Annotated in this window: 21 protein-coding genes; 1 reads left to right on the forward strand and 20 read right to left on the reverse strand. The window is 70.1% G+C overall.

The window, feature by feature from the left end:
- Positions 1-400 precede the first annotated feature (400 nt).
- From hflX to ACTIE5_RS28325, 11 genes are all read right to left on the reverse strand, one after another.
- The gene (gene hflX / locus ACTIE5_RS28275; protein ID WP_439553088.1) at positions 401-1,753 is read right to left on the reverse strand and encodes a GTPase HflX; all 1,353 of its coding nucleotides are present in this window, start codon (positions 1,751-1,753) and stop codon (positions 401-403) included.
- Between the two features lie 54 nt (positions 1,754-1,807).
- Positions 1,808-3,310 (reverse strand): mannitol dehydrogenase family protein, encoded by a 1,503-nt coding sequence (locus ACTIE5_RS28280; protein WP_439553089.1) that lies wholly within the window; start codon positions 3,308-3,310, stop codon positions 1,808-1,810.
- Positions 3,307-4,488 (reverse strand): mannonate dehydratase, encoded by a 1,182-nt coding sequence (gene uxuA / locus ACTIE5_RS28285; RefSeq protein WP_439553090.1) that lies wholly within the window; start codon positions 4,486-4,488, stop codon positions 3,307-3,309. The genes ACTIE5_RS28280 and uxuA overlap by 4 nt, the downstream gene beginning before the upstream one ends.
- 15 nt (positions 4,489-4,503) lie before the next feature.
- Positions 4,504-5,547 (reverse strand): L-idonate 5-dehydrogenase, encoded by a 1,044-nt coding sequence (locus tag ACTIE5_RS28290; RefSeq protein WP_439553091.1) that lies wholly within the window; start codon positions 5,545-5,547, stop codon positions 4,504-4,506.
- A 10-nt stretch (positions 5,548-5,557) separates the two neighbouring features.
- The gene (locus ACTIE5_RS28295; protein WP_439553092.1) at positions 5,558-6,838 is read right to left on the reverse strand and encodes a TRAP transporter large permease; all 1,281 of its coding nucleotides are present in this window, start codon (positions 6,836-6,838) and stop codon (positions 5,558-5,560) included.
- Position 6,839: 1 nt separating this feature from the next.
- Positions 6,840-7,346, reverse strand: coding sequence for a TRAP transporter small permease (locus ACTIE5_RS28300; RefSeq protein ID WP_439553093.1), 507 nt, complete (start codon positions 7,344-7,346; stop codon positions 6,840-6,842).
- A gap of 61 nt (positions 7,347-7,407) precedes the next feature.
- The gene (locus tag ACTIE5_RS28305; RefSeq protein WP_439553094.1) at positions 7,408-8,391 is read right to left on the reverse strand and encodes a TRAP transporter substrate-binding protein; all 984 of its coding nucleotides are present in this window, start codon (positions 8,389-8,391) and stop codon (positions 7,408-7,410) included.
- A gap of 32 nt (positions 8,392-8,423) precedes the next feature.
- Complete coding sequence (locus ACTIE5_RS28310; RefSeq protein ID WP_439553095.1) at positions 8,424-9,140, reverse strand: GntR family transcriptional regulator; 717 nt, start codon at positions 9,138-9,140, stop codon at positions 8,424-8,426.
- 275 nt (positions 9,141-9,415) lie between these two features.
- Positions 9,416-10,369, reverse strand: coding sequence for a tripartite tricarboxylate transporter substrate binding protein (locus ACTIE5_RS28315; RefSeq protein ID WP_439553096.1), 954 nt, complete (start codon positions 10,367-10,369; stop codon positions 9,416-9,418).
- Between the two features lie 80 nt (positions 10,370-10,449).
- Positions 10,450-11,394 (reverse strand): dioxygenase, encoded by a 945-nt coding sequence (locus ACTIE5_RS28320; protein WP_439553097.1) that lies wholly within the window; start codon positions 11,392-11,394, stop codon positions 10,450-10,452.
- A gap of 91 nt (positions 11,395-11,485) precedes the next feature.
- Positions 11,486-12,163 (reverse strand): polysaccharide deacetylase family protein, encoded by a 678-nt coding sequence (locus tag ACTIE5_RS28325; RefSeq protein WP_439553098.1) that lies wholly within the window; start codon positions 12,161-12,163, stop codon positions 11,486-11,488.
- Positions 12,164-12,304: 141 nt separating this feature from the next.
- Here ACTIE5_RS28325 and ACTIE5_RS28330 point away from each other — a divergent pair, with 141 nt between their 5' ends.
- The gene (locus tag ACTIE5_RS28330) at positions 12,305-13,009 is read left to right on the forward strand and encodes a GntR family transcriptional regulator (protein ID WP_439553099.1); all 705 of its coding nucleotides are present in this window, start codon (positions 12,305-12,307) and stop codon (positions 13,007-13,009) included.
- A gap of 244 nt (positions 13,010-13,253) precedes the next feature.
- On the opposite strand, the gene arsJ is transcribed toward ACTIE5_RS28330, so the two are convergent.
- The 9 genes from arsJ to ACTIE5_RS28375 form a co-directional block, all read right to left on the reverse strand.
- A complete protein-coding gene (gene arsJ / locus ACTIE5_RS28335) occupies positions 13,254-14,468 on the reverse strand; it encodes an organoarsenical effux MFS transporter ArsJ (RefSeq protein ID WP_439553100.1) in 1,215 nt (404 codons plus the stop codon).
- The gene (locus ACTIE5_RS28340; RefSeq protein ID WP_439553101.1) at positions 14,465-15,505 is read right to left on the reverse strand and encodes an ArsJ-associated glyceraldehyde-3-phosphate dehydrogenase; all 1,041 of its coding nucleotides are present in this window, start codon (positions 15,503-15,505) and stop codon (positions 14,465-14,467) included. Before ACTIE5_RS28340 ends, arsJ begins: the two co-directional genes overlap by 4 nt.
- The gene (locus tag ACTIE5_RS28345; protein WP_439553102.1) at positions 15,502-16,359 is read right to left on the reverse strand and encodes a metalloregulator ArsR/SmtB family transcription factor; all 858 of its coding nucleotides are present in this window, start codon (positions 16,357-16,359) and stop codon (positions 15,502-15,504) included. Before ACTIE5_RS28345 ends, ACTIE5_RS28340 begins: the two co-directional genes overlap by 4 nt.
- 69 nt (positions 16,360-16,428) lie before the next feature.
- A complete protein-coding gene (locus ACTIE5_RS28350) occupies positions 16,429-17,508 on the reverse strand; it encodes an ArsO family NAD(P)H-dependent flavin-containing monooxygenase (RefSeq protein WP_439553103.1) in 1,080 nt (359 codons plus the stop codon).
- 123 nt (positions 17,509-17,631) lie between these two features.
- Positions 17,632-17,877 carry a hypothetical protein gene (locus tag ACTIE5_RS28355; RefSeq protein ID WP_439553104.1) on the reverse strand — a complete coding sequence of 82 codons (246 nt, stop codon included), beginning with the start codon at positions 17,875-17,877 and terminating at the stop codon, positions 17,632-17,634.
- A gap of 64 nt (positions 17,878-17,941) precedes the next feature.
- Complete coding sequence (locus tag ACTIE5_RS28360; protein ID WP_439553105.1) at positions 17,942-19,282, reverse strand: NAD(P)/FAD-dependent oxidoreductase; 1,341 nt, start codon at positions 19,280-19,282, stop codon at positions 17,942-17,944.
- Positions 19,282-21,246, reverse strand: a complete 1,965-nt coding sequence (locus ACTIE5_RS28365; protein ID WP_439553106.1) for a hydantoinase B/oxoprolinase family protein — start codon at positions 21,244-21,246, stop codon at positions 19,282-19,284. Before ACTIE5_RS28365 ends, ACTIE5_RS28360 begins: the two co-directional genes overlap by 1 nt.
- A gap of 4 nt (positions 21,247-21,250) precedes the next feature.
- Positions 21,251-23,293, reverse strand: coding sequence for a hydantoinase/oxoprolinase family protein (locus ACTIE5_RS28370; protein ID WP_439553107.1), 2,043 nt, complete (start codon positions 23,291-23,293; stop codon positions 21,251-21,253).
- A 91-nt stretch (positions 23,294-23,384) separates the two neighbouring features.
- The gene (locus tag ACTIE5_RS28375; RefSeq protein ID WP_439553108.1) at positions 23,385-24,305 is read right to left on the reverse strand and encodes a LysR family transcriptional regulator; all 921 of its coding nucleotides are present in this window, start codon (positions 24,303-24,305) and stop codon (positions 23,385-23,387) included.
- Between the last annotated feature and the right edge of the window lie 8 nt (positions 24,306-24,313).

The following is a 24,313-nucleotide window of genomic DNA, read 5'->3' on the forward strand; positions in this document are numbered from 1 at the left end:
ACCACCTCGTCGTCGGTGAGCGGTTTCTATCCGCCAGACCCAGAACTGTCAAACGGGCCGGACACCAGCGCCAAAGACCCGCCAAAGCCACAGAACTCCTGGCCTCGCCATGCAAATGAGGCGGGCCGGTGCGGCAGGCCTGCCGATATCGCCTCGACTTATCCACAGAAATCGCGCCGGGCGGCGATGCACCGGCTTCGAGCGGCGTTCCATCCAAGGCCATCGTCATGGCGCCCGCACGGAACCGGCGCGCTGGATGCAAGGCGGGCTGCCGCCCCTCCCCTGCCTGCGGCTACGCCATCAAGGCTCAAGCGGCGGGCACAGGCCTTCGGGACGGCGCATTCAGAACCAAGCGGACCCTCGGACAGCCAGCAGGGCCGGTTGCCCCCGCCCCCCTGCCTCAGGCGCCTGCCAGGCTCCGGCGCAGCCTCTGGATGGCCCCAGGCAGGCCGCGCACACGCAGTACCCGCCCCGTCTCGTCATAATCCTCGGACAGGACCCTGGCGCTTTCGTAGACCTCGCCGATCAGCGCCTGCCTGGCATAGGGGAGCACCAGAACGTCCTCGACCATCGATGCCTCGAAAAAGTCGATGATCGACTGCCGCAGCCCGCTGACGTCCTCGGCGCTATGCGCGGATAGCCGGATGGCGTCAGGATACCGCTCCGACAGCGCAGCCCTGCCCGCGGCATCCATCCGGTCCACCTTGTTCAGGATGAGGCGCGACGGCACGGCATCCGCGCCGATCTCCCGCAGCACGCTCCGGCTGACTTCCAGCTGCGCCTCGCAGGTCGGGTCCGAGGCATCGACCACATAAAGCAGCAGGGAGGCTTCGAGCGCCTCCGCCAGCGTGGACCGGAAGGAGGCCACCAGGTCATGCGGCAACTGCTTGATGAAGCCGACGGTGTCAGACACCAGCACCCGCGGCCGCGTTTCGGGCTGCAGGACGCGTACCGTGGTGTCCAGGGTCGCGAACAGCTTGTCCTGCACCAACACCTCGCTGCCGGTCAGCGCCCGCATCAAGGAAGATTTTCCTGCATTGGTATAGCCGACCAGGGCCACCCGAAGCTGGTCACGCCGCGCGGAGCGGCGGTTGTCGCTGTCGCGCTGGACAGCCTCCAACTGCTCCTTCAACTCGGCCAGCCGGTCGCGGATCTTGCGCCGATCGAGGTCCAGGGTGCTTTCGCCGGCACCAGGCCCCTGCTGGCGACCGCCGCCGCCAGAGGATTCACGCAGGCGTGGCGCCACGTATTTCAGGCGCGCCATCTCCACCTGCAGCTTGGCTTCGCGCGTATTCGCGTGGCGGTGGAAGATCTCGACGATCACGCCGGTCCGGTCCAGCACCTGGGCACCGGTGGCGCGCTCCAGGTTGCGGATCTGGCTGGGCGACAATTCATGGTCCACGATCACGAAATCGGGCCTGGGCGCCGTATCCTCGACCGGCTGCGGCGCCGACGGCGCATCGCCCGCATCCTCGAAGCGCTGCCTGGCCTTGGATTTCGGCCGCACGGCCATGCTGGCGATTTCGCCGGTCCCCCCCGTCATGGCCGCGAGTTCGGCCAGCTTGCCGCTGCCGAGCACGGCTGCCGCCCCAGTGCCGTCCCGCCGCTGCGACACGCTGCCGACCACGTCGTAGCCCAGCGTCTTCACCAGGCGGCCCAGTTCCTCGAGGCTGCCGGCATGGGCGATGTCATCCACCTCCGGCGTCTGGATGCCGACAAGGACGGCGCGGGGGGTCGGGGCTTTGGTATCCATCGGCATGACCTAGCACGGATGCAGCCGGATGGATGATGGCCCGCCTCCCCGGGATCAGCCTCCCGTGATCCGGGCCGTACCGCCGGGATCACCGAGCCTCGACAGGGCCTTGCGCGCCCCATCGCGCACCAGCAAGGCCAGCGCGTTGCCCAAATCGGCTGGCAGGGTCGGGTGGCCGGCCAGGTCGGGACCGAAGATGCCAGCCACCCCCAGCAACCGCCTGGCGACCTCCTCGGGATGGTGGAGGCCGGGGCCGCAGGCGGCACGCAGCGCCGGCAGCATGGGGTCGCGCAGGTCGATCGCCGCGCCAGCCTCGTCCGTGCCGATCACGTACCGCATCCAGCCCGCGACAGCGAGGATGAGGCAGGGGCTTGGCCGGCCTTCCGCCAGGGCCAGGAGCAACGGGCCGAGCAGGCGCTGCGGCAGCTTCTGCGACCCGTCCATCGCGATTTGCCAGGTTCGGTGCCGCAGGGCCCGGTTCCGGAACCGGGCCAGCAGCCGCGCGGCATGGTCGCCCAGCGACACGCCCGGCGGTGCCGGCACGCTGGGGGCGATTTCGGCCCACAGCAGCGTCAGGTAGTGCGCGAAGACCGGGTCATTCGACGCCTCCGCCACCGTCTCATGCCCGGCGAGGTAGCCGAGATAGGCCAGCGCCGAATGGGCGCCGTTCAGCATCCGCAGCTTCATCAACTCATAGGGCGCGACATCGGCCGCGAATTCGGCGCCGGCCAGCGCCCAGTCGGGTCGGCCGAGGGGGAAGTGATCCTCGATCACCCATTGGCTGAACCCCTCCCCCACCACCGGCCAGGCATCCGCCGCCCCCAGTGCCGCGGCGATGCGCGCACGATCATCCGCCGTCGTCGCGGGGACGATGCGGTCCACCATGGTGGGAGGAAAGGCGACCTCCCCCCCGATCCAGGCGCCGAGGGCCGGATCGCGCAGCGCGCCGAGACGGGTCACGACACGGCGCACCGTCTCCCCATTCGCCGGCAGATTGTCGCAGCAGAGGACGGTGAAGGCCGGAATGCCCGCGGCGCGCCGCAGCCGGAGCGCCTCCACCAGGATACCGGGGGCGGATCGCGGCGCCCCGGGGTGGGCGAGGTCGTGCCGGACATCGCCATGCGCCTCGTCCAGGGAGCCGCTCGATGGGTCGTGGCAGTATCCCTTCTCCGTCACCGTCAGGCTGACGATGCGGATGCCGGGGTCGGCCATCGCCCGCAGCAGGGCGGCGGGGTCCTCCGGTGCCACGTGAAGGCCGTGGAGCGCGCCGACGACCTGCAAGGCTTCCCGATCATCCTCGCGGGTCGCCACGGTATACAGGCCATCCTGGGGCGCCAGCGCGTCCCGCGTCTCCGCGCTGCGCAGGCTGGCCGCCACGATGCCCCAGTCGCGCGCGCCGGCGTTCAGCGCCGCCTCCGTCATCACCGCCTGGTGCGCGCGGTGGAAGGCACCGAGCCCCAGATGGACGATGCCCGGGCGGATGGCGGCCCGATCATACCGAGGCCTCCCGACGGAGGCGGGCAGTGAAGCCAGCGTCGCGTCCGACAGGCGCCTCATGCGGCGGCGCGGTGGCTGAGGCCCGCAATCACCCCGCGCAGTTCCGCCAGCCCGCGCAGCCGCCCGATCAGCGTGTATCCCGGATGGGCCCGGCGCCCGGCATCGGAGAGCAGCACATGCCCGTGGTCCGGCCTGAAGGGCAGTTCCGCATCCGCCCGGCCCTCCGCGCGCCGCCGCGCGACTTCCGCCAGGAAGGCGGCGATCACGGCCGGCATGTCGACGTCGCCGCCGAGGTGATCGGCCTCATGAAAGGAACCATCCGCTTCCTTCGTCACGTTGCGCAGGTGCAGGAAGGCGGTGTGCGGCGCGAATTCCCGCGCCAGGGCCGGCACGTCATTCGCCACCCCAGCGCCAAGCGAGCCGGTGCAGAAGGTGATGCCGTTCGCCCGGGACGGCACCATCGCCACCAGATCCGCCAGATCCTGCCGGTTGGAAACGATGCGCGGCAGGCCGAAGATCGGCCTGGGCGGATCATCGGGATGCATGCAGAGCGCGATGCCCGCTTCCTCCGCCGCCGGCACGACGTCCCGCAGGAAGCGGGCGAGGTGCGATTTCAGCGCGGCCGCGTCGATGCCGCGGTAGCTTTCCAGCATCCGGCGCATGCCGGGGATGTCGTAGCGGTCATAGGCGCCCGGCAACCCGGCCATGATGGCGTTCAGCAGCGTGGCCTGCTCGGCATCCCCGGCGCGGGCCAGCCAGTCCCGCGCGGCGGCGACCACGGCCGGGGGGTGGTCGGCCTCCGCACCCGGGCGCTGCAGCATCAGCACATCGAAGGCCGCCTGGCGCACTGCATCGAAGCGCAGCGCCACCGCGCCGGTCGGCATGGCATAGGCCAGGTCCGTACGCGTCCAGTCCACCACCGGCATAAAGTTGTAGCAGACCGTGCGGATGCCACAGCGACCGAGGTTGCGCAGCGATTCCCGGTAATTCGCGAAGATGCGGCCGAGGTCGCCGCTGCTACGCTTCACATCCTCATGCACCGGCAGGCTCTCGACCACGGACCACCGGAGCCCGGCGGCCGCGATCATCGCCTGGCGCGCGCGGATCGCATCCTCCGGCCAGACCTCGCCATAGGGGATTTCGTGCAGGGCGGTGACGATGCCGGTCGCGCCGGTCTGGCGGATCTCCTCCAGCCGGATGTCGTCCAGCGGCCCGAACCAGCGCCAGGTCTCTTCCATGGGTGGGCGCCCTCCTCAGGCGAAGCTCAGCTGGACCTTCATGGACCGGCGGCGATCGGCGGCGAGTTCGAAGGCCGCCGCCGCCTCGGCCAGCGGGCGCGTCGCGGTGATCAGCGGGCGGACATCGATCTCCCGCGTGCCGATCAGGCGGGCCGCGGTCTCGAATTCCGGGTGGAAGCGGAAGGTGCCGACCAGGCGGAGTTCCTTCGCGACCACGATGTTCATGGGCACGTCGAAGGCGCCACCGACGCCGACCTGCACGATGGTGCCGCGCGGCCGGACGCAGGCGATGGCCTGGGCCAGGGCGCGGGGATTGCCGCTGCATTCGAAGGCGATGTCGAAGCGGCCCTTGGCCACCTCCTCCGCCGCCAGCGCATCCCGGTTGGCGGCGACGTTCACCGCCTGGGCGGCGCCAAGTTGCCGTGCGAGCGCGAGGGGTTCGTCCACCACCTCCGTCACCGTCACCTCGCCCGCGCCGGCATGGCGCAGCGCCAGCAGGACCACGCCGCCGATCGGGCCGAAGCCGGTGACGAGCACGCGCTTGCCGCGCACCTCGCCCGCCTGCGCCACGGCATGCAGCGCGACCGACAGCGGTTCGCTCATCGCCGCCTCCCCGATGGAGACGATGTCGCCGACCTTCACGCATTGCCGTGCGAAGGCGACCAGGCGGCGGCGGAACCCGCCCTGCACATGCGGCATCCGCATCGCGCTGCCCCAGAAGCGCATCTCCAGGCAATGCTGCGGTTCGGCGCGCGCACAGTATTCGCATTCGCCGCAGGGGTTGGAGGGGTTGATCGCCACGCGGTCCCCTTCCCGCAGCCCCTCCACCCCCGCGCCGAGCGCGGCGATCGTGCCCGCCACCTCATGGCCGAGGATGATCGGCTGGCGCACCCGCACCGTGCCGAAGCCGCCATCGAGGAAGTAGTGCAGGTCGGACCCGCAGATGCCGCCGGCGCCGATATCAAGCAGCACCTCACCCGGCCCCGGCGTCGCCAGTTCCACCGCTTCCACGCGCAGGTCGCGCTGGGCGTGCAGCACGCAGGCTTCGGTCGTCGTCATCGCAGGGTCCTCAATTGTAGAACAGGCTCGGCAGCCAGAGTGATATCCCGGGAATCGCCGTCACCAGCGCCAGCACCACGAAGTTTGACAGAAGAAAGGGCCAGATGGCGACCGTGATCTCCCACAGCGAGATGCGGCCGATGCTGGCGCAGATGAACAGGCAGACGCCAATCGGCGGAGTCGCCAGGCCGATCATCAGGTTCAGCACCGCGAAGGTGGCGAAGTGGATCGGGTCGATCCCCACCTGGATCGCCACCGCCAGCAGCGGCGGGAACAGGATGATCAGCGCCGCGATGGTTTCCATGAACATGCCGACGAACAGCAGCAGGATGTTCATCATCAGCATGATGGCCCATTTCTCGGTGGAGATGGACGTCATCACCCCGATCAGCGCCTGCGGCACACGCTCGGCGGCCAGGATCCAGCCGAAGACATTGGCGAAGCCCACCAGCACCATGATGGCCGCGCCGGAGATCGCGCTGTCGATGATGAGCTTCGGCAGGTCCCGCCAGCCGAGTTCGCGATAGATGAACAGCCCGACGACGGCGGCATAGAGAACGGCGATGACGGCCGCTTCCGTCGGCGTGAAGAAGCCGCCGACGATGCCGAACAGCACGATCATCATCATGCCCATGGCCCAGAGTGCATCCCTGCCGGAGACCCAGACCTCGCCCCAGCCGCGCCAGGGCTCCCGCGGATGGTTGTGCTTAACGGCCAGGATATAGGCGGGCACCATCATGCCGAGGCCGAGCAGGATGCCGGGGACCGCCCCCGCCAGGAACATCTGGCCGACAGAGATGCCAGTGAGCGAACCCACGATGATCATCGGGACGGAGGGCGGGATGATCGGCCCCACCACCGCGGATGCCGCCGTGACAGCCGCGGCATACGGCACCGTGTACCCCACGCGCTTCATGCCGGGGATCAGCACCGCCCCCTGGCTGGCCGCATCCGCTGCCGCGGTGCCGGAGATGCCGGCGAAGATCATGGAGCCCACGATGTTGGTCTGGGCCAACCCGCCGCGGAAATGGCCAACGAAGCTGTTGGAGAAGCGCAGGATGCGGTCGGTGATGCCGCCGCCATTCATCAGGTTGCCGGCCAGCACGAAGGCCGGGATGGACAGCAGCACGAAGCTGTCCATGCCGGAGAACATCTTCTGGGGAATGACCTCCAGCGGGATGTCGCCGGCCAGCAGGTAGACCAGGGAGGAGAAGCCGAGCACCACCGCCACCGGCATGCCGGCCAGAAGCGCAGCCAGGAAGGCGACCCCCAGCAGGATCAACGGGTCCATCTCAAAGCGCCTCCAGCCCGTTGTCCTGCCGCACCTCGGGCGCCAGACCCGCCAGCACGCGCAGCATCCGCTCCACCGCGGCCAGGATCAGCGCCAAGGGGGCGATCAGGACCGACATGTGCACCCAGAACATGTTCCACAGCAGCGCCGGGGAGGTCTGCAGCGACCCGATATCCACGAAGGCCCAGGACGGCGACAGCAGCAGCAGGCCGAAGCCCACCATGACGAGGCAGGACGCCACCTCCATCACCGCCTTGCCACGCCTCGGCAACATCATCGTCAGCAGGTCCACGCCGACCAGGTCCCCGGAACGCAGCGCCAGGCCGATCCCAAAGGCGGCGCAGAACAGCAGCGCGAAGCGTGACAATTCCTCCGTCCAGATCGGCGGATTGGGCAGCATCAGGCGGGAGACCACCTGCAGCAGCACCGCCACCAGCAGCACGCTGAAGCACAGGCCCACCACGAGCCGGAGGAGCCGGTGAAGGCGATCGAGCGATGTCAGGATCATGGGCTGCCCCCGCAACCCTCCCGCGCGATGGCGCGGGAGAGGGGATCGTGGTGGAAGGCGATCAGGCCCGGATGGCCATGATCTGCTCGAGCAGCGGCTTGGCCTCCGCCCGCACGCTGGCGATGGCGGCCGGGCGCGCCCGGGCGGCGAAGGCCGCCTGGTCGCTGTCCACGAAGGTCATCCCCTTCGCCTTCAGATCGGCCTCGAGGCTGCGCTCATCCTCGACGAACAGCGTCCGCTCGAAGGCCTGCGCACGACGCACCGCCTCGGCCATGATGTCGCGGTCCGCGGCGGAAAGCCCCTGCCAGCGGCGTTCGCTGATGGCGATGTAGATCCAGCTCCACACATGTTCCGTGCGGTTCACGAAGCGCTGCACTTCGTTGAAGTTGGCGCTGCGGATCAGGGCCAGCGGATTCTCCTGCCCGTCGATGGTGCCGTTCTGGAGCGAGGTGAAGACCTCCCCGAACGCCATCGGCGTCGGCCGCGCGCCGAGCGCCTGCCAGACCGAAACGAAGACCGGCACGTTCGGCACGCGCAGCCGCAGGCCGTTGATCTCCTCCGGCGTGCGGATGGCGCGGTTGGCGGTCAGGTTGCGCGGGCCACGAGCGAAGTAGCCCAGCGGCCGCACGCGGGCGCGGGTGACGATCTCCGCGTTGATCTGCTGCCCGATCGGGCCACCGGCCACCACATCCATCTGCTGGATCGACGTGACGGCATAGGGAACGGCGAGAAGGGAGGCGAGCGGCGCCCAGTTCTGCAGGCTCTCCCCCGTGATGGTCATGTCGGCGGTGCCGAGCTGCATGCCGTTGATGACATCCATCTCGCGGCCCAGCGTCTCGTTCGGGAAGACCTGGACGTCGATCCGACCGTTCGAAAGCGCCCGCGCCTGCTCCGCCAGGTGCAGGCAGGCGCGGTGCCAGACATTCTGGTCATTGGCCAGATGGCCAAGGCGGAGCGTCACGCGCCCCTGGGCGAAGCCCGGGCTTGCGAGACCGGGCGCTGCCAGCGCCGCGGCGGTGGCCGCAATGAGTGTCCTGCGATCCATGATGGTTTCCTCCTGGTGGATGCCGCGTGGCGTCAGGCGGCGGAACGCGTCGCGCGGTCGTCGCGCGGCACGAAGAAATCGGGATGCGCCTCGGCGATCTTCGGCAGGCTGGAGAGGATTTCCCTCAAATGCCGGCGCATCGCGGCCTCGGCGGCGGTAGCGTCCCCCGCCGATATCGCGGCGACGATGGCGCGGTGCTGGCCGATGATGTCGGCCATCGGTGTTGCCCCTTCGAAGGACAGGAAGCGGACACGGTCCATCTGCGCCTTGATGCCCTCCAGCACGCTCCATGCGAAATCGCGGCCGATGCCTTGTGCCAGGGCGCGGTGGAAGGCCTCGTCGAGCCGCAGGAAGCCGACGCCATCCCCGGCATCCGCCGCCCTCTCCTGCTCCGCGATCAGGGCTGCGAGGCGCGGCGCGAGTCCGGCCGGGCGGGTCTCGGCGGCCTCATGCGCCACCGCGGCCTCCACCGCCTCCCGCACGAAGCGGGCATTGACCACGTCCTCCATCGAGATGCGGAGCACCTGGGTGCCGCGCTGCGGGCGGATGCCGAGCAGCCCGGCCTCCTGCAGCTTGATGAAGGCCTCCCGCACGGGCTGGCGGCTGACGCCGAAGCGGCGCGCGATATCGGCTTCCGAGATCAGGGTGCCGGGTGGCAGGTCCGTGCGGACGATCGCCTCCCGCAGCGCGCGCATGACCTGCGGGGCGATGGCTTCCTGGGGGTCGATGCCATGGGACAGATCCGTCACGGCCGGCAGTCCTCGCCCGCGGCCTGGCCTGCCCGCCTGGGGCAGTCTGGAACAGCGACGACCTCCCCGCTTCGCATCAAGCATTCCCTCCCGGGCCAGCCTGTGGCGGCCTCACCATTCTAGTATGGCAGTATGGTAGCAAGGCGCAAGACGGTTTCGCGGAGCGCCGGCAGGGGCGGGCCGGCTGTCATGGCGTTCAGTCACGGAACCTGGATCGCGTCTTCCTTTACGGCCGCGCTGCCATCGCGTGGCAGCGCGGCCCCGGGCAGGCGGCGCTACTGCACCGTGATGCCGCGCAGCAGGACCGCCTTCTGCTCGATATCCTGCTGCAGGCGACGGTTGAAGTCGGCCGAATTCAGGAAGAAGTTCGAGGGCTGGGACGCGTTGCGCGCGGCGTTGCGATAGCTCTCGGTCTGCGCGGCCGCCGCGCAGGCGGCCTCGATGCGGGCAATGCGGTCATCGGGCGTGCCCGTCGGCGCGAAGAGGCCGCCGAAGCTAGCCGGCGCCACGTCGAAGCCCTGCTCGATCGCGGTCGGTGCCTCCGGGAAATCGGGGTGCCGCTGCGCGTCGAAGACGGCGAGGATGCGCAAATCGTTCCGCCCGGCGGCCGAACCCAGCACGATGGAGCCGACATCGAGTCGTCCGGCCAGCACTTCCGTCATCACGGCCGCGTCGGCGCGGAACGGCACGTGCTCCACCTCCACCGCAGCGGCCTGGGCCCACTGCACCATCGCGAGGTGGGGGATGGAGGTGACGCCGAGCGTGCCATAGGTCACCTGGCTCGGCCTTGCCCGCGCCGCCGCCTGCAAGTCGCGCAGCGTGCGGAAGGGGCTGTCCGGCTTCACCACCAGCGCCATGGAGTTGCTGAAGACCTGGCAGATCGGCCGGAAGGAATTGCGCTGCAGCCCGGACTGCGCCTGGATGACCGGCAGCACCGAAGCGACCAGTGCCGGCACGAAGAGCAGCGTATAGCCATCCGCCGGCGACCGCGCGACAGAGGCCGACCCGACGGCACCGGCCGCGCCATCGCGGTTCAGCACCACGGCGGTCTGGCCGAGATGCGGCTGCATGGCGGCGGCGAGCGCTCGCACCAGCAGGTCGATCGCATTGCCCGGGGGATAGGGAATGACGATCTGCACGGGGCGGGCCGGAAAGGATTCCTGGGCGCGCGCCACCGTGGGCAGCGCAAGGCCGGCCGCAGCGGCGGCCAGGCTTCGACGGGTCAGCATGTCTGCTTTTTCCTGTTGTTGGGCGATCTCGGACGTCGGACCGGCGGCGCTTCCACGCCGCCGGGTAGGAATGGTCGGGCTCAGCCCGTCGGCATCAGCTTGGACGGGTCGGACCCCACGCGCCCCGCGGGCACCAGCTTGGAGGGGTCAGAGCCCACGCGCCCGCCGGTGCCGTCCACATCCTTCGACATGGTGAAGTCGTAGCGGATGCTCGGCACGCCCTTCACCGGCGCATCCGGGAGGTCGAGGGACGGCATGATGACCAGCGACTTCGACACGCCGAAGACCGTGTCGCTGTCCACATGCTTGTCGTCGGCGAAGTAGAGCGCCGTCACCAGTTCGCGGTAGCCGGGCGCGGCGATCAGCGTGTGGATATGGGCGGGGCGGAAGCCGTGCCGCGCCTGGCGCTTCACCAGGTCGCCGACCGGTCCATCCATCGGGATGGAGTAGCCGAGCGGCCGGAAGGTACGGAAATGGAACTTCCCCTCCGCGTCGCACTGCAACTGGCCGCGCATGTCCATGGTGGTGGGGTCGTAGGCCTGCAGGTCGTAGTGGCCTTCCTCATTGGTCTGCCACACATCCATCACGGCATGGGGAACCGGCTTGCCGTCCGAATCCGTGACCTGGCCGTAGATGATGATCTCCGATCCCTTGGACAGGTTGGCCAGCGTGCCACCCAGCGGGATCTTCGGCGCGCTTTCACGGAAGAAGGGACCGAGCAGGCTGGTCTCGGTGCCCGCCGCCTCGCGGCCACCGGCATCGTGCATCACGTTGACCAGGCGCGACAGGCCGATGACGTCCGACAGCAGGATGTACTCCTGCCGGTAGGGCGTGCAGGCCTGGCCGACCGCCGTCATGAAGGCGATGCCCTGCAGCCACTCATCCGGCGTCAGGTTCACCTCCCGAGCGAAGGCATGAAGGTGGCGCACCGCGGCCTCCATGATCTCCTTCAGCCGGGGGTCGGGTGTCGTCGCCATCTGTTCGATGACGGCGTCGGTCACGTCATTGACGTTGAGATCCTGCATTGCTTCCTCCTGTCGCCTGCGCCGGGCGGCGCGGGAATTGGCCTTCTGGTCCGGGCATCCGCCGCGTGCATCGCATGGCGGCCACCCGGTGTCAGCCCGTTCGGGCTGGTGTCGTCGTTGCGGCTCTCACATAGCCATCGAGCATGGGTCCGGGCGTGCCCCGCCGCATCGGCACGCATGCTTCGGGAAACTCCTGCCGGAAGGTGGCGCCCGCATCCCGCAGGCGCCCCAGGAAGGCGTCGAGGTGTCGCATCGCCCCGTTCGGCAGGTCATGCAGCACGAGGACAGGCCGAGGCTCCGCCAGGCACTGGGCCAGCGCCCGTTCGGGCCAGCCATCCGGGTCGCGCCAATCGCCGGGCACGGCATTCCAGGTGACGACGGTGTAGCCACCAGCGACCAGCAGATCCCGCGCCGCCTCGCTCAACAGATGCGGCCCCAGCCTGCCGCCGCCACCCACGGGCCGGAAAAGCCGATCGGGATGGGAGAGCGAACCGAGCGCCGCTTCGGTACGACCGATCTCCGCCTCGGCATGGCCCGGATCCCGTCGCTCCCCCAGCGGCACCGCATGGGTCCATGTATGGTTGCCGATCCAATGCGCTTCGTCCCGCGCCCGTTCGGCGAGCGCGCGCCGCGCGGGTTCATGCAACTTCTGGCCGATGACGAAGAAGGTGGCGCGGACATCGCGGCGGCGCAGCACATCGAGGACCGCCGGCGTGGCATCCGGCTCCGGCCCATTGTCGAAGCTGAGCGTAACCTCCGGTCCGCTCATGACCCCTGCCCGCGCGACCAAGCTGCCATGCCGCCCCTTCGTGGTTGCGTGTCGATTTTCCCGACAAAACCCTCGATAGGCTCGTTTCACCGACTTGTCGAGCCGGGATTGGCACGCCATGGTGCGCCGGCAATGAACACGATGGCCGCTGAGACCGACCGCCACGCATCGCCCGATACCCAGGCGACGGCGGTCTACCGGCGCTTACGTTCCGACATCCTTGAGGGCCGCCTTTCACCCGGCATCAGGCTGAAGGTGCAGGAATTGTCGGCATCCTATGGCGCGGGCCAGGCACCGCTGCGGGAAGCGCTCGCCCAGTTGGCCGCGGAAGGGCTGGCGAGGCGCATCGAACAGCGCGGATTTCGCGTTGCCGATGCGGACCCGGCCGAGTTCACCGGCCTGATCCGCACGCGCTGCCTGGTGGAGGCGGCGGCCCTGCGTGAATCGATCGCCCGCGGCGACGCCGGCTGGGAGGATGCCGTCGCCGCGGCGGAAAGCCGGCTGATGCGGCTGCCACGCTCCCTCGAAGCTGGCCGCTTCGTGCCCAACCCTGCCTGGGAGGTCGCCCACCGCACCTTCCACGCCGTCCTGCTTTCCGCCTGCGAGGCCCCGCCGCTGCTCGCCTTCTGCCAGCGCCTGAGAGAGGAAGCGGACCGCTACCGCGCCCTGGCGAATGCCGTCGCCTATCCGGGCCGCGATGTCGCTGTCGAACACGCGGCGATCGCCAAGGCGGCGCTGAATCGCGATGCGGAGGGCGCCGCCACCCTGCTGGCGCAGCACCTCGGCAGTACCGGGGAATTCGTCCGGCTCGCGCTGGAACGGCGGGCGGCGCAGGCATCGGGATAACGAGGAACAGGGGCGCTGTCCCTCCGGCGCCCCGTGGCCCGAAGCGCTTCCCCCACCCGGCAATCGTCGCTGCTGCGCCGGCGCGGCCATGCGCTGCGACCGGGTGGCACGCGCGGTTCCAATCGAGGACGGCATGCGGCAGTGCCTGAAGCCGCTGCGTCGCGTGGTGCGGGACATCGAGCACGCACTGCCGCAGGCAGAGCGCCCTGCGGCCCCGTGATGAGGCCGTTGCAGGCCGCGACCGTCAGGGCGCATCCCGCATCGATGGCAGCCGGAGCGTCACAACCCAGCACGCCGCGAGCATGAGGGCCGAACCGGCCAGGCAGGCCGGCAGGCCACCCAGGCCGAAGAGGATCCCCGACACCAGGATGCCGCCGAAGCGCCCGGCGGCATTCGCGGCGTAGTAGAAGCCCACATCCTCCGCCGCCTTCGCCGAACCGGCATAGGCGAGGACGAGGTAGGAGTGGACAGAGGAATTCACCGCGAAGACGAAGCCGAACAGCGCAAGCCCCGCGACGACGACCAGGTCCGGCCGCGGCACCCCGGCCAGCAGGGCGGCCGTCAGCGCCAGCGGCACGAAGGCCAGCGCAAGCGACCAGAGCCGCGCGGCAGGCACCTCGGCCGAGAGCCCATCGGCACTGCGGCGGACCAGCGCGGGCGCCGCCGCCTGCACCAGCCCGTAGCCGATGGTCCAGAGCGCGAGGAAAGCGCCGACCATCGTGAAGGGCCAACCCGCGGCGTAGAGGAACACCGGCAGCCCGACCACGAACCACACGTCCCGCGCGCCGAAAAGGAAGACCCGCGCGGCGGCCAGCAGGTTCACGCCGCGGCTTTTCGCGAACAGCTCCTTCGCGGACCGGGATGCCTTCGCCCGCCCCATCAGCGGCGGCAGCGTCAGCACGACACCGGCCAGGATCAGCGCCAGGCCCCCCGCCATGACCCAGAGAGCGCCCCTGAAGCCCAGCACGTCCAGCAGCAGGCCGCCGAGGAAGAAGCCCACGCCCTTCATCGCGTTCTTGCTGCCGGTGAAGAACGCCACCCAGCGGAACAGCTGGCCGCTGGCATCGCCGGCCGTTAGCTTGATGGCGGATTTGCTCGCCGTCTTGGTCAGGTCCTTGGCGACGCCGCAGACGCCCTGCGCCGCCACCACCCAGGCGACCGAAAGCGCCGCCGCCCAGGCCGGCGACATCGCCGACAGCATCAGGAAGCCCGCGATCTGGGCGGAAAGCCCGACAGCCAGCATCCGCGTGATGCCGAAGCGCGTTGCCAGCCAGCCGCCGACCAGGTTCGCGACGATGCCCGCGGCCTCATAAAGCAGGAACAGGAAGGCCAGGGTGAAGGGCGAATAGCCCAGGCGGAAGAAGTGCAGCAGCACCAGCATCCGCAGCGCGCCATCCGTCAGCGTGAAGCCCCAATAGGCGGCCGTGACGATGGCGTAGTGCCGCGTGCCCGCGTTCAAATGCCGGTGCCCCGCATGTGGCAGGCCAGGTCGACCATGCGGCAGGCGTAGCCCATCTCATTGTCGTACCAGGCGTAGATCTTCAGCAGCGTCCCGTCCGTGACCAGCGTGCTCGGCGCGTCGATGATGGCACTGCGGGTGTCGCGCGCGTAATCGGCGCTGACCAGCGGCCGGGCCTCGTAGCCGAGGATCCCGGCGAGCGGCCCGGCGGCAGCCTCCCGGAACAGGGCATTGACCTCCTCGGCATTCGTCTCCCGCTTCATCTCGAACACGCAATCGGTCAAGGAGGCATTGAGCACCGGCGCACGCACCGCATGGCCATTCAGCTTGCCCTTCAGTTCCGGATAGATGAGCGCGATCGCCGTCGCACTGCCTGTCGTCGTCGGCTGCAGGCTCAGCATCGCGGACCGCGCCCGGCGCAGATCCTTGTGGGCCGCATCGACCACGACATTGGTGTTGGTGGGATCGTGGATAGTGGTGATCTGGCCGTGGCGGATGCCGATCGCCTCATGCACAACCTTCACCACGGGGGCGAGGCAGTTTGTGGTGCAGGATGCAGCGGTGACGATGGGGTGCCGCGCCGGATCGTAGAGCTGGTGGTTCACGCCGACGACGACGTTCAGCACGCTGTCCACCTTCACCGGCGCCGCCACGATCACCCGCTTCGCGCCGCGCCGGAGATGCCCGCCGATCGTCTCGGGGTCGAGGAACTTCCCCGTGCACTCCAGCACGACATCCACGCCGAGATCGCCCCAGGGAATCTGCGCCGGCTTCGCGTACTCGGAAAAGCCGAGGCGATGGTCGCCGATGCGGATGGCATCGCCCTCCGCCGCGATCGGCGCGCGCCACCGGCCCTGCACGCTGTCGAATTCCAGCAGATGGGCGCAGGCCACCGCACCACCCTTGATCTCGTTCACGTGGACGACATCAAGCCGGTTGCCCCGGCGCGGGTCATCCTCCTGCCGCTCCGCCGCCCCCATCGCGGCGCGCAGCGCGAGCCGACCGATGCGGCCCATGCCGGAGATGCCGACCCTCATGCCCGCACCGCCACGCCGGGCTGCGCCAACTCATCCAGGCGCGCCTTCAGCGCCATGCGGTCCAGAGAGCCGAAGGGCAGGCTGGCGAAGATGGACAGGCGCCGGTGCAGCGCGGCGTAAAGCTCATTCAGCAGCGTCGCGCGTTCCGGTGGGCTGCCGCTGAACTTGGCGGGATCCGGCAGCGGCCAGGCGGCGGTGATCACCGTATCCCCGAAATCGGGGCAGGCCTGGCCGGCCAGCGTGTCACACAGGGCAACCACGAAATCCATCCGCGGCGCGCCGGGGCCGGTGAACTCGTCCCAGGATTTCGAGTGCAGGGTCGAGACGTCGTGGCCGAGCGCCTTCAGCTGTTGCAGCACCTCCGGCAGCGGCCCCTCCCCGGCCGGCGCCGAGCCGGCGGAGAAGGCGCGAAAGCGCCCGGCCCCGATCCGGCCCAGGATCGCCTCTGCCATGATGGAACGGGCAGCGTTGCGGGTGCAGAGGAACAGCACGTTGAACACGGGCGGCTGCATTCGGCCGGTCTCCCTGGGGGTGTCGAACAGGCGGTTGATATCGCCGCAGCGGTCCGGGTCGCCGTCGCAGCAGGCCTCGGCCAGGAAGGCGACAAGGGCGCGCAGCGCGGCGATCCGGGGTGCATAGACCAGGCTTCGGCCATGGCGGGTGGCCGCCACCAGCCCCGCCTGCTCCAGCGCCCGCAGATGGAAAGACAGGGTCGAGGCCGGTACGCCGAGCCTGGCGGCGATGTCGCCCGCGGCCAGGCCCGAGGGGCCGGCAGCCAGCAGCACCCGCATCAGTTCAAGCCGGGTCTCCTGACCCAGCGCCGTGAAGCCAGCCGCAGCCCGCTCAATATCCATGCTTCCAGCATAATCGAAGCAATTCGGCAGCGGCGTGAAGCTTGCGTGACGCCACCGGGAACAGCGCCGTCAGCCCGCTGCCGGGGGGACAAAGCTGGGGACGAGGCTGGCGGCGATGCCGGCCACGGTGCCCCGCGCCGCGCGCGTGATGCCCGCCAAGGTCGCGGAGGCCATGCCCGTCCAATCCCCGTAGCCCAGCAGCCAGAGTCGAGGCTCCCCAACGGCCTGGCCCTCGGCACCCACCGCGACACGGCCTTCCGCGCCCGCCAGGCCGAGCGGCGCCAAATGGTCCAGCGCCGGGCCGAAGCCGGTGCACCAGATGATCGCATCCGCCGCGATCCGCGTGCCATCCGGCCAGACCGCCGCGCCGGGCTCGAGCCGCTGGAACGGCCGCACGCTACCCAGGACGCCGCGGGCGCGGGCCTCCCGCACCGCCGCCACCATCACGACGTTGCCGAGGCCGCCCAACTGCGCCGGTGGCGGCAGCCCCGCGCGCTCGGCCTCCCATCGGGCGGTGGCGCGTTCGAACAGCACGCGGCCATCCACGTCATCGGGCAGGAACACCGGCTCGCGTTCCGTGACCCAGGTGGCGCGCGCGGCGTAGCGGGAGATTTCGGCCAGGATCTGCGCGCCGGAATTGCCGCCGCCGACCACCAGCACCGACAGTCCGGCGAAGGCCTCCGGCCGCCGGTACTGGGCCGAGTGGATCTGGCGGCCGGCGAACGTCTCTCCGCCGGGAATGGCGGGAATGAAGGGGCGAGACCAGGTGCCGGTCGCGCTGATGAACGCCCGCGCGGCCAGACGCTCGCCTGTCGCGGCTTCCGCCACCAGCCCCTCCGCGGCCCGCCGCACGCCCGTGACCCGCAATGGCCGCCTCACCGGCAGCGCGTAGCGTGCCTCATAGGCCGCGAGATAGGCGATGACGGCGTCGCGGGGCGGATAGCCGCCACCGGCGGGCACCGGCATCGGCCAGCCCGGCAGCGACGAATGCTGCGCCGGGGAGAAGAGGGTCAGCGAATCCCAGCCGTGCCGCCATGCGCCGCCCGGCTCCTCCGCCGCGTCCAGGATGGCGAAGGAAAGGCCCGTGCGCCGCAGGAAGTAACCCGCGGCGAGCCCTGCCTGCCCGCCGCCGATGACCAGCACATCCATCACGCCGGAACCCCCCTGGAACCGCCGCTGCCCGCGCCGCAGCGCGAACGCTGCCCGCGCCGAAGCGCGAACGCTGCCCGCGCCGAAGCGCGAGGCCGGCCAGGAGGATCGGTGCCGGCAACCCTACCCGTGATGGCCCTCTGGCCGCCAGGGTCGTGGTGCGAACCGCAGCGCGAGAAGGCGCCTGCTGCCGATGACCAGCACATCGATGCCACCCGTGGCAGCAATAGCGTCGATCCCGTCCAGCGCCGCCGCGATGGCGGCATCCAGCGGCGTCCTGGGCGGCGAGCGCGGCGATGGCGACAGGTGGCACCAAGTGGCGCCGGTGGCACGGGCGGCACAAAGCGGCATCCGTGGATTGGCGATCATCCGCGCGCCAGGCCGGTCTGCCCCGGCGGTCCCTCGGCCGCTGGCAGGCTCGATCAGCCTCTCGTCAGATGCCCGACCGCCCCACCGCCCGCGGTGCCCCCGGCGCGAAGCGCTTCAGCGTGAAGGGCGCGGGGTCCACGATGCAGGGCGCGCCGGTCGCAAGGTCCGCCGCCAGCCGCCCCGCGCCAGGCCCGATGCCGAAACCGTGGCCGCTGAAGCCCGCGGCGACCACCAGCCCCGGCAGGGCATCCACCGTACTGATGACCGGCACCGCATCCGGCGTGGAATCGATCCACCCCGCCCAGATGCGCGCGGCCTGGATGCCCGCGAGTTCCGGATAGGCGGCCACGATCTCCCGCAGCGAGGGCTCGATGATCGCCATCTTCGGCGCGGGATCCAGCACGCGCATGCGTTCGAACACCGTGGGCGCATCGAAGGACCAGCGCCCGTGCCAGGCATCGGGGCCCTCGAAGAAGGAACGCCCCAGGCGCAGTTCGACCAGCTTCCAATTCGCCATCAGGCTCGGCAGGAACTGGCGGGCGTAGCGGATGCCGGCCGGGGTCAGTTCCAGCCGCCCCCGCGCCTTGGCCGCGACCAGGTAGCCGCCATCCGGCAGCGGCGTCAGGATGAAATCCGGCGTCAGCAGCGGGCCGTCGCACACCTGCTTCGCGGGGGTGGTCGCGAAGACCGTGGAATGGACGGAGGATTGCGGCATGTCGATGCCGTGACGGCGCAGGAACATGGACGCCCAGGCGCCGCCCGCCAGCACCACGGACTGGCAGCGGATTCGCCCCCGTTCCGTGAAGACGCCGCTGACGCGCCCGCCCGTCATGTCCAGCCCACGCACCGCGCAATTCTGGTGGAGGGAGACGCCCAGCGCCCGCGCCGCGCGCGCCAGGGCCGGCGCAGCCATCGCGGGCTCCGCCCTTCCATCATGCGGAGAGACGACACCGCCGATCCAATCCTGCTCATTCCCCGGCGTCAGCCGCTTCGCCTCCGCCGCATCGATGATGCGGGCGGTAGGCTGGTAGGGCCGCGCCTTGTCCAGCCAGGCCTCCCAGCCCGCGAGCTGGGCGGGGTCCTTGGTGACGTAGGTGAGCCCGGCGCGGCGGAAGCCCATATCGGCGCCGATTTCCGCCGGCAGCCGGTCCCACAGCGCCATGCTGTGCTGCATGAGGGGGATCTCCCGCTCATCCCGGTTCAGCACGCGGCACCAGCCCCAATTGCGGCTGGATTGTTCCCCCGCCACGACGCCCTTTTCCAGCAGGGCCACGGAATGGCCCGCCTTCGCCGCCGCATAGGCCGCCGCGACGCCGATCATGCCGGCGCCGATGACGACGAGGTCCACCGCCTCCGGCAGCGTCGTGTCGCTCTCGACAGGGTCGAGGAACCGCGTGCCCACCATCAGGCGGCCAGGCCCGGATAGGTGGCGCGCAGTTCTGCGAAGGCGGCGCGGACGGCCGCCGCGCCATCGGCGGCGGGCTCCCGCAGCAGGGCGAAAAGCCGCGTCTTCACGAAGAAGCGCCAGTGGAAGGGAAGCTCGTTCATGATCGCCGTCATCTCCGCATAGGCCTGATCTGTCCAGATGCGCTCATGCGCCAGGCGTTCCGGCCCGAAATGGAAATGCCCCGCCGCGGGGCCCCGCAGGCTGGCACGCAGCGCCATCGTCGCGGGTTCGTCCACGGCGCCATCCCGCAGCACCAAGCCGTAGTCCCGCGCGGCGGCCTCCGCCGAGACATAGCCGCGGCGGACATCCTGCGCGACGCGATCGGCCTCCCGCTCCAGCGGGTCCCCGCGGCCACCGCCGCCGGGGGAGTGGATATGCAGCACATCACCGGGGTCCATGGTGACCAGGTCGATATTGCCGAGCACCTTCTGCCGCGTGGTGCCGGGGTTCAGCACGAAGTCGGATGGCGCGCCGGCCTTGCCGCCCAGCGTGCCCCAGGGCCGGAAGCGGCAGCGGTCCCGGTTGCGGGCAGTGACGCGGGAATTGGGCGCGAAGACCGTGAAATCCAGCGCCGTCGCCAGCCCGCCGCGCCAGCGCCCGGCGCCGCCACTATCCGGCATCAGCCCGTAGCGGAGGATGCGGATCGGCACCTCCGTCTCCGTGATCTCGACCGGCGTGTTCTTGAGGTAGGCGCTGTCGGCGCCGGAGCCATTGGTGCCGTCGCGCGTGGGCATGCCGCCGCCGCCGCCGACGATGGGGTTGATGGCCGCCAGCACGCTGCGCCGCGTGCGGTTGTCCGTGGTCATGACATTGAGGATCGACGAACTGCCCGCCGGCGCCGCCGGCATGCGTTCCGGCATGGCCAGCGAGAAGGCGCCGAAGATCAGGCTGCGCAGCCGGGCGCAGGTGAGACTCCGCATCCCGACGGCGGCGGGGAAGACGGGGTTCAGCGCCGTGCCTTCCGGCACGATGCAGGTGAAGGGGCGCGTGAGGCCGGCGTTCAGCATCAGGTTCGGGTTCAGGGTGTAGAGGACATAGTAGACCCCGACCAACAGCAGGGTATGCCGTGGATGGCTGCCCGTGGGCACATTCAATGCCGAAGTCAGCTGCGGATCCGTGCCGGTGAAGTCGAGGATCGCCTCATCGCCCTTGATGACGAGGCGAAGCGCCAGGCGCACCGGGTTGCCATCTGGCCCGTCCTCGTCGCAGTAATCGGCGAAGCAGTATTCCCCATCGGGGATGGAGCGCAGCGCCTCCCTCGCCTGGTGCTCGGCATAGTCCAGCAAGCCGGCGATGTTGCGCTTGAAGCCCTCCACGCCGAATTTGCGGATCATCGCGCGCAGCTTGCGTTCGCCCGTGTCCAGTGCCCCGCGGAAGGCCTTCAGGTCGCCGAGATTCTGTTCGGGCTTGCGCACGTTCAGCAGCATGATGCGCAGCGCCTGGTCGTTCAGCTCGCCCCGCGCCACCATCTTCATGGGCGGGAAGCGGATGCCTTCCTGGTGCACCTCGGTCAGCGTCCGGGACAGGCTGGCGGGCACGGCGCCGCCCATGTCGGTGTTGTGGATGTGGCCGCAGGCCCAGGCGAGGATCTCCCCATCCTCGAAGATCGGCTTCCACATGTGCAGGTCGGGGACATGGGTGGCCAGGAAGCCGCTATAGGGGTCGTTGGTGAAGCCGATATCGCCGGGCTCATAGCCATCGATCATGCCGATCGCGGTGCCGTAGTCGATGCCGGGATACCAGGTGGCGCCGAAATCCATCGGCACGGCGGCGACCTGCCCGCCGGGTTCCAGGATCTGGACAGTGAAGTCCTCCGTCTCCTTCACAAAGGTCGAATGGGCGGTGCGGTACAGGGTGTAGGCCATGTTCTCCGCCGCCGCGCGCGCGTGGTTGGAGAAGACCTGGAGCGTGACCTTGTCCATCGCCTTATGCCTCTGCCGAGAGATGGAGGTTGCCGAGCGCATCGACATGCGCGGCGAAGCCGGCGGGGATGATCGCGGTGCTGTCTTCCTGCGCCACGATGGCGGGGCCGTGGAATTCATGCCCGTGATGCAGGTTGGCGCGGAGGAACAGCGGCACGTCCCGCCAGGCTCCATCCAGCCAGGCGCGTACAGGATGTTCGGGGATGGGCGGCCCCTCCGCGCGCGGCTCCGCCTGCATCGGGGGCGGCGTGGTGGCGCCGATGACGACCATGCGGAGGTTCACCACCTGGATGGCGGCCGCCGCATCGTGGAAATCGTAGATGGCGTGGTGCTGCCGGTCGAAGGCGGCCCGCAGCGCGGCCATGTCGCCAGCCTCGATCCACGCCGGCTCCAGCGGTGCCTCGATTTCGAAGGATTGGCCCCGGTAGCGCATATCGGCCGTCAGGTGCAGCGTGATGGGTCCCTCGTAGCGCTGGCCATCCCGCAGCCAACGCTCGCCCTCTGCCCGCAACGCGGCCAGCGCCTCCCGCAGCGCGGGCAGGTTGGCGACCTCCAGATCCAGGAACAGCGTGCGCACGACATCGGTCTTGGCATCGGCGATGAGGCCGCCGAGTGCGCTGACCACGCCGGGCCGGCGCGGGATCATGACGCGCGCGATGCCGAGTTCGCGCGCCAGCAGGCAGCCCAGCATGGGCCCGGCGCCGCCGAAGGGCAGCAGGGTGAAGTCCCGAAGGTCCACGCCGTAGCGGGCGACCAGCTTGTTGACCTCCGCGAACATGGAGGAGATGGCGACATCGACGATCGCCTCCGCCGTCTCCTCCGCCGTGCGGCCCAGCCGGGCGGCAAGGGGCGCGACCACCGCCGCGGCGCGGCCGCGATCCATCGCGACGGAATTGTAGGCCAGCGGCACATGGCCCAGCAGCCCCGCAACCGCCAGCGCGTCGGTGATGGTGGCGCGGTCACCGCCGCGGCCGTAGCAGGCGGGGCCGGGGGTCGATCCCGCGCTTTCCGGCCCCACCTTCAGCATCCCGAAGCCATCGACGGTGGCGATGGACCCGCCGCCATCGCCGATCGAGGAGACGGAGACGGAGGGGACATGCAGCGGGAATTCGCCGATCATCTCCCCCGTGCCGAATTGCGGCTGGCCATCCAGGATCAGCGCCACATCGGCGCTGGTCCCGCCGATATCGAGCGTCAGCACCCGGTCCACCCCCGCCGCACGGGCCAGGAAGGCGGCGCCCATGACCCCGGATGCGGTGCCGGACAGCAGCATGGAGACGCAGGCGCGGCGCCCGAGTGCCGCGCGCATGATGCCGCCATTCGACTTGGTGATCATCGGCGTCGCCGCCACGCCGCGCGCCGCCAGCGCCGCTTCCAGCGATTCCAGGTAGCGGTCCACGCGGGGATGGACATAGCCGTTCAGGATGGCGGTGGTGGTGCGTTCGTATTCCCGGATCACCGGCCAGATCGCCGCCCCACAGAAGACGAAAAGGCCCGGCTCCGCCGCCTCGATGATCGCCCTGGCCGCCTGTTCCTGCGCCGGGTTTCGGTAGCTGTGCAGGAAGGAGACGACGATCCCGGCGGCGCCGGCCGCGCGGGCGCGCGCCGCGGCCTGGCGCACCGCCTCGGGGTCCAGCGCCTCCGCCTCCGTGCCATCGGCCAGCACGCGGCCTGGCACGCCGAAGACCAGGTCGCGCGGGATCAGCGGATCGGGCCGCGCGCAGAACAGGCTGTACATCTCCGGCATCCGCAGGCGGGCGAGTTCCACCACATCCTCGAACCCGGCATTGGTCAGCAGGGCGAGTGTCGCGCCCTTGCGCTGGATGACGGTGTTGATGCCGACCGTGGTGCCATGGACGAAGGCCGTCACGCCGGCGGGGTCCAGCCCGTGGCGGGCCTGCAGCAGGCCGACGCCTTCCAGTACCTCCCGCCCCGGCTCATCCGGCGTGGTCAGCACTTTCAGCGTGTGCATGGCGCCGGTCGCGTCATCCAGCGCGCAGAAATCGATGAAGGTGCCGCCGATATCGACACCGATGCGCCAGCCCATGCGCCGCAACCCCCATTCCTGAACCGCGCCAGCACGCCCGCACGGGCGCCGCCTGTCCAAGAGGAATTCGGCCGCAATCGATAAGGGCGGCTTATGCGGGGGTGAGCAGGCCGCGCGAGACGGGATCCGCCGCATAGGCATCGAAGGCGTCCCGCAGCCCGGCGCGCAGCCTTTCCTGCTGCAGGGAAAGCGGCCTGCGCGTGCCGCACAGCACGGCGATCGGCAGGCGCAGCAGCGGGCGGAAGGGCCGGACCACAAGGCCCGGATGCGCCAGCCAGGGAATCAACCCATCGACCACCGCGACCCCAATGCCCTGCTGCACGAAGGACAGCGCGATGATGGAGACATCGATCTCCACCTGGGGTCGGAAGGGGATGCCGGCACGGGCGAATTCCTGGTCCAGCAACTGCCCCGGCAGGCTTTCCTTGCGGTAGGAGATGAGCGTCTCCTCCACCAGATCCGCCGGCCCGACCGCTTTCCGGCGGGCCAGGCGGTGGCGCGCGGGCAGCACGCAGAGCAACTCCGCATGGCCGATCGTCTCCGCCTGCACCAGCGGCGCGGCCTTGTCCGACAAGGCGACGCCGAGGTCGGCATCGCCGCGGCCCAGCATGTCCACCGCGATCTGCTGCGGCACGACGAAAACGGAAAGGTGCACACCCGGCAGGCCGGCGCGAAAGGCAGCCAGCGCCCGCGGCAGGAAGGACAGCGATGGGGGGGCGGAGGCGACAAGGCGGACGGATCCCGCCTCCCCCTCCCGCAGCCCCTCGGCAAACCGCCGGAAGCCCTCGATGTCACGGTGCAGGCGCTCGGCCTCGGGGAACAGAAGCTGGGCCTCCGGCGTCGGCACCAGGCGCCCGCGCAGGCGACGGAACAGCTTGTAGCCCAGCCGGTCCTCGGCATGCAGCAGCAACTGGCTGAGCGCGGGCTGGGAGACGTTGAGCGCCTGCGCCGCGCCGGTCAGCGTGCCGAGGCGCATGATGGTCCGGAAGACCTCGATCTGGCGGGCGTTCATGGGCGGAT

The organism is Falsiroseomonas sp. (genome assembly GCF_051859025.1).
Taxonomy (GTDB): Bacteria; Pseudomonadota; Alphaproteobacteria; order Acetobacterales; family Acetobacteraceae; genus Falsiroseomonas.

Bases quoted from the DNA above. Each gene is read 5' to 3' on its own strand.
- ACTIE5_RS28345 (WP_439553102.1), bottom strand. From the start codon at position 16,359: ATGGATATTGAGCGGGCTGCGGCTGGCTTCACGGCGCTGGGTCAGGAG.
- ACTIE5_RS28290 (WP_439553091.1), bottom strand. From the start codon at position 5,547: ATGACGACGACCGAAGCCTGCGTGCTGCACGCCCAGCGCGACCTGCGC.
- ACTIE5_RS28330 (WP_439553099.1), top strand. From the start codon at position 12,305: ATGGCCGCTGAGACCGACCGCCACGCATCGCCCGATACCCAGGCGACG.
- ACTIE5_RS28370 (WP_439553107.1), bottom strand. From the start codon at position 23,293: ATGGGCTGGCGCATCGGTGTCGATATCGGCGGCACCTTCATCGATTTC.
- ACTIE5_RS28350 (WP_439553103.1), bottom strand. From the start codon at position 17,508: ATGGATGTGCTGGTCATCGGCGGCGGGCAGGCAGGGCTCGCCGCGGGT.
- ACTIE5_RS28305 (WP_439553094.1), bottom strand. From the start codon at position 8,391: ATGGATCGCAGGACACTCATTGCGGCCACCGCCGCGGCGCTGGCAGCG.
- ACTIE5_RS28280 (WP_439553089.1), bottom strand. From the start codon at position 3,310: ATGAGGCGCCTGTCGGACGCGACGCTGGCTTCACTGCCCGCCTCCGTC.
- ACTIE5_RS28360 (WP_439553105.1), bottom strand. From the start codon at position 19,282: ATGGTGGGCACGCGGTTCCTCGACCCTGTCGAGAGCGACACGACGCTG.
- ACTIE5_RS28325 (WP_439553098.1), bottom strand. From the start codon at position 12,163: ATGAGCGGACCGGAGGTTACGCTCAGCTTCGACAATGGGCCGGAGCCG.
- ACTIE5_RS28340 (WP_439553101.1), bottom strand. From the start codon at position 15,505: ATGAGGGTCGGCATCTCCGGCATGGGCCGCATCGGTCGGCTCGCGCTG.
- ACTIE5_RS28355 (WP_439553104.1), bottom strand. From the start codon at position 17,877: ATGATCGCCAATCCACGGATGCCGCTTTGTGCCGCCCGTGCCACCGGC.
- ACTIE5_RS28295 (WP_439553092.1), bottom strand. From the start codon at position 6,838: ATGGACCCGTTGATCCTGCTGGGGGTCGCCTTCCTGGCTGCGCTTCTG.
- ACTIE5_RS28375 (WP_439553108.1), bottom strand. From the start codon at position 24,305: ATGAACGCCCGCCAGATCGAGGTCTTCCGGACCATCATGCGCCTCGGC.
- ACTIE5_RS28365 (WP_439553106.1), bottom strand. From the start codon at position 21,246: ATGGACAAGGTCACGCTCCAGGTCTTCTCCAACCACGCGCGCGCGGCG.
- ACTIE5_RS28300 (WP_439553093.1), bottom strand. From the start codon at position 7,346: ATGATCCTGACATCGCTCGATCGCCTTCACCGGCTCCTCCGGCTCGTG.
- ACTIE5_RS28315 (WP_439553096.1), bottom strand. From the start codon at position 10,369: ATGCTGACCCGTCGAAGCCTGGCCGCCGCTGCGGCCGGCCTTGCGCTG.
- ACTIE5_RS28320 (WP_439553097.1), bottom strand. From the start codon at position 11,394: ATGCAGGATCTCAACGTCAATGACGTGACCGACGCCGTCATCGAACAG.
- uxuA (WP_439553090.1), bottom strand. From the start codon at position 4,488: ATGGAAGAGACCTGGCGCTGGTTCGGGCCGCTGGACGACATCCGGCTG.
- hflX (WP_439553088.1), bottom strand. From the start codon at position 1,753: ATGGATACCAAAGCCCCGACCCCCCGCGCCGTCCTTGTCGGCATCCAG.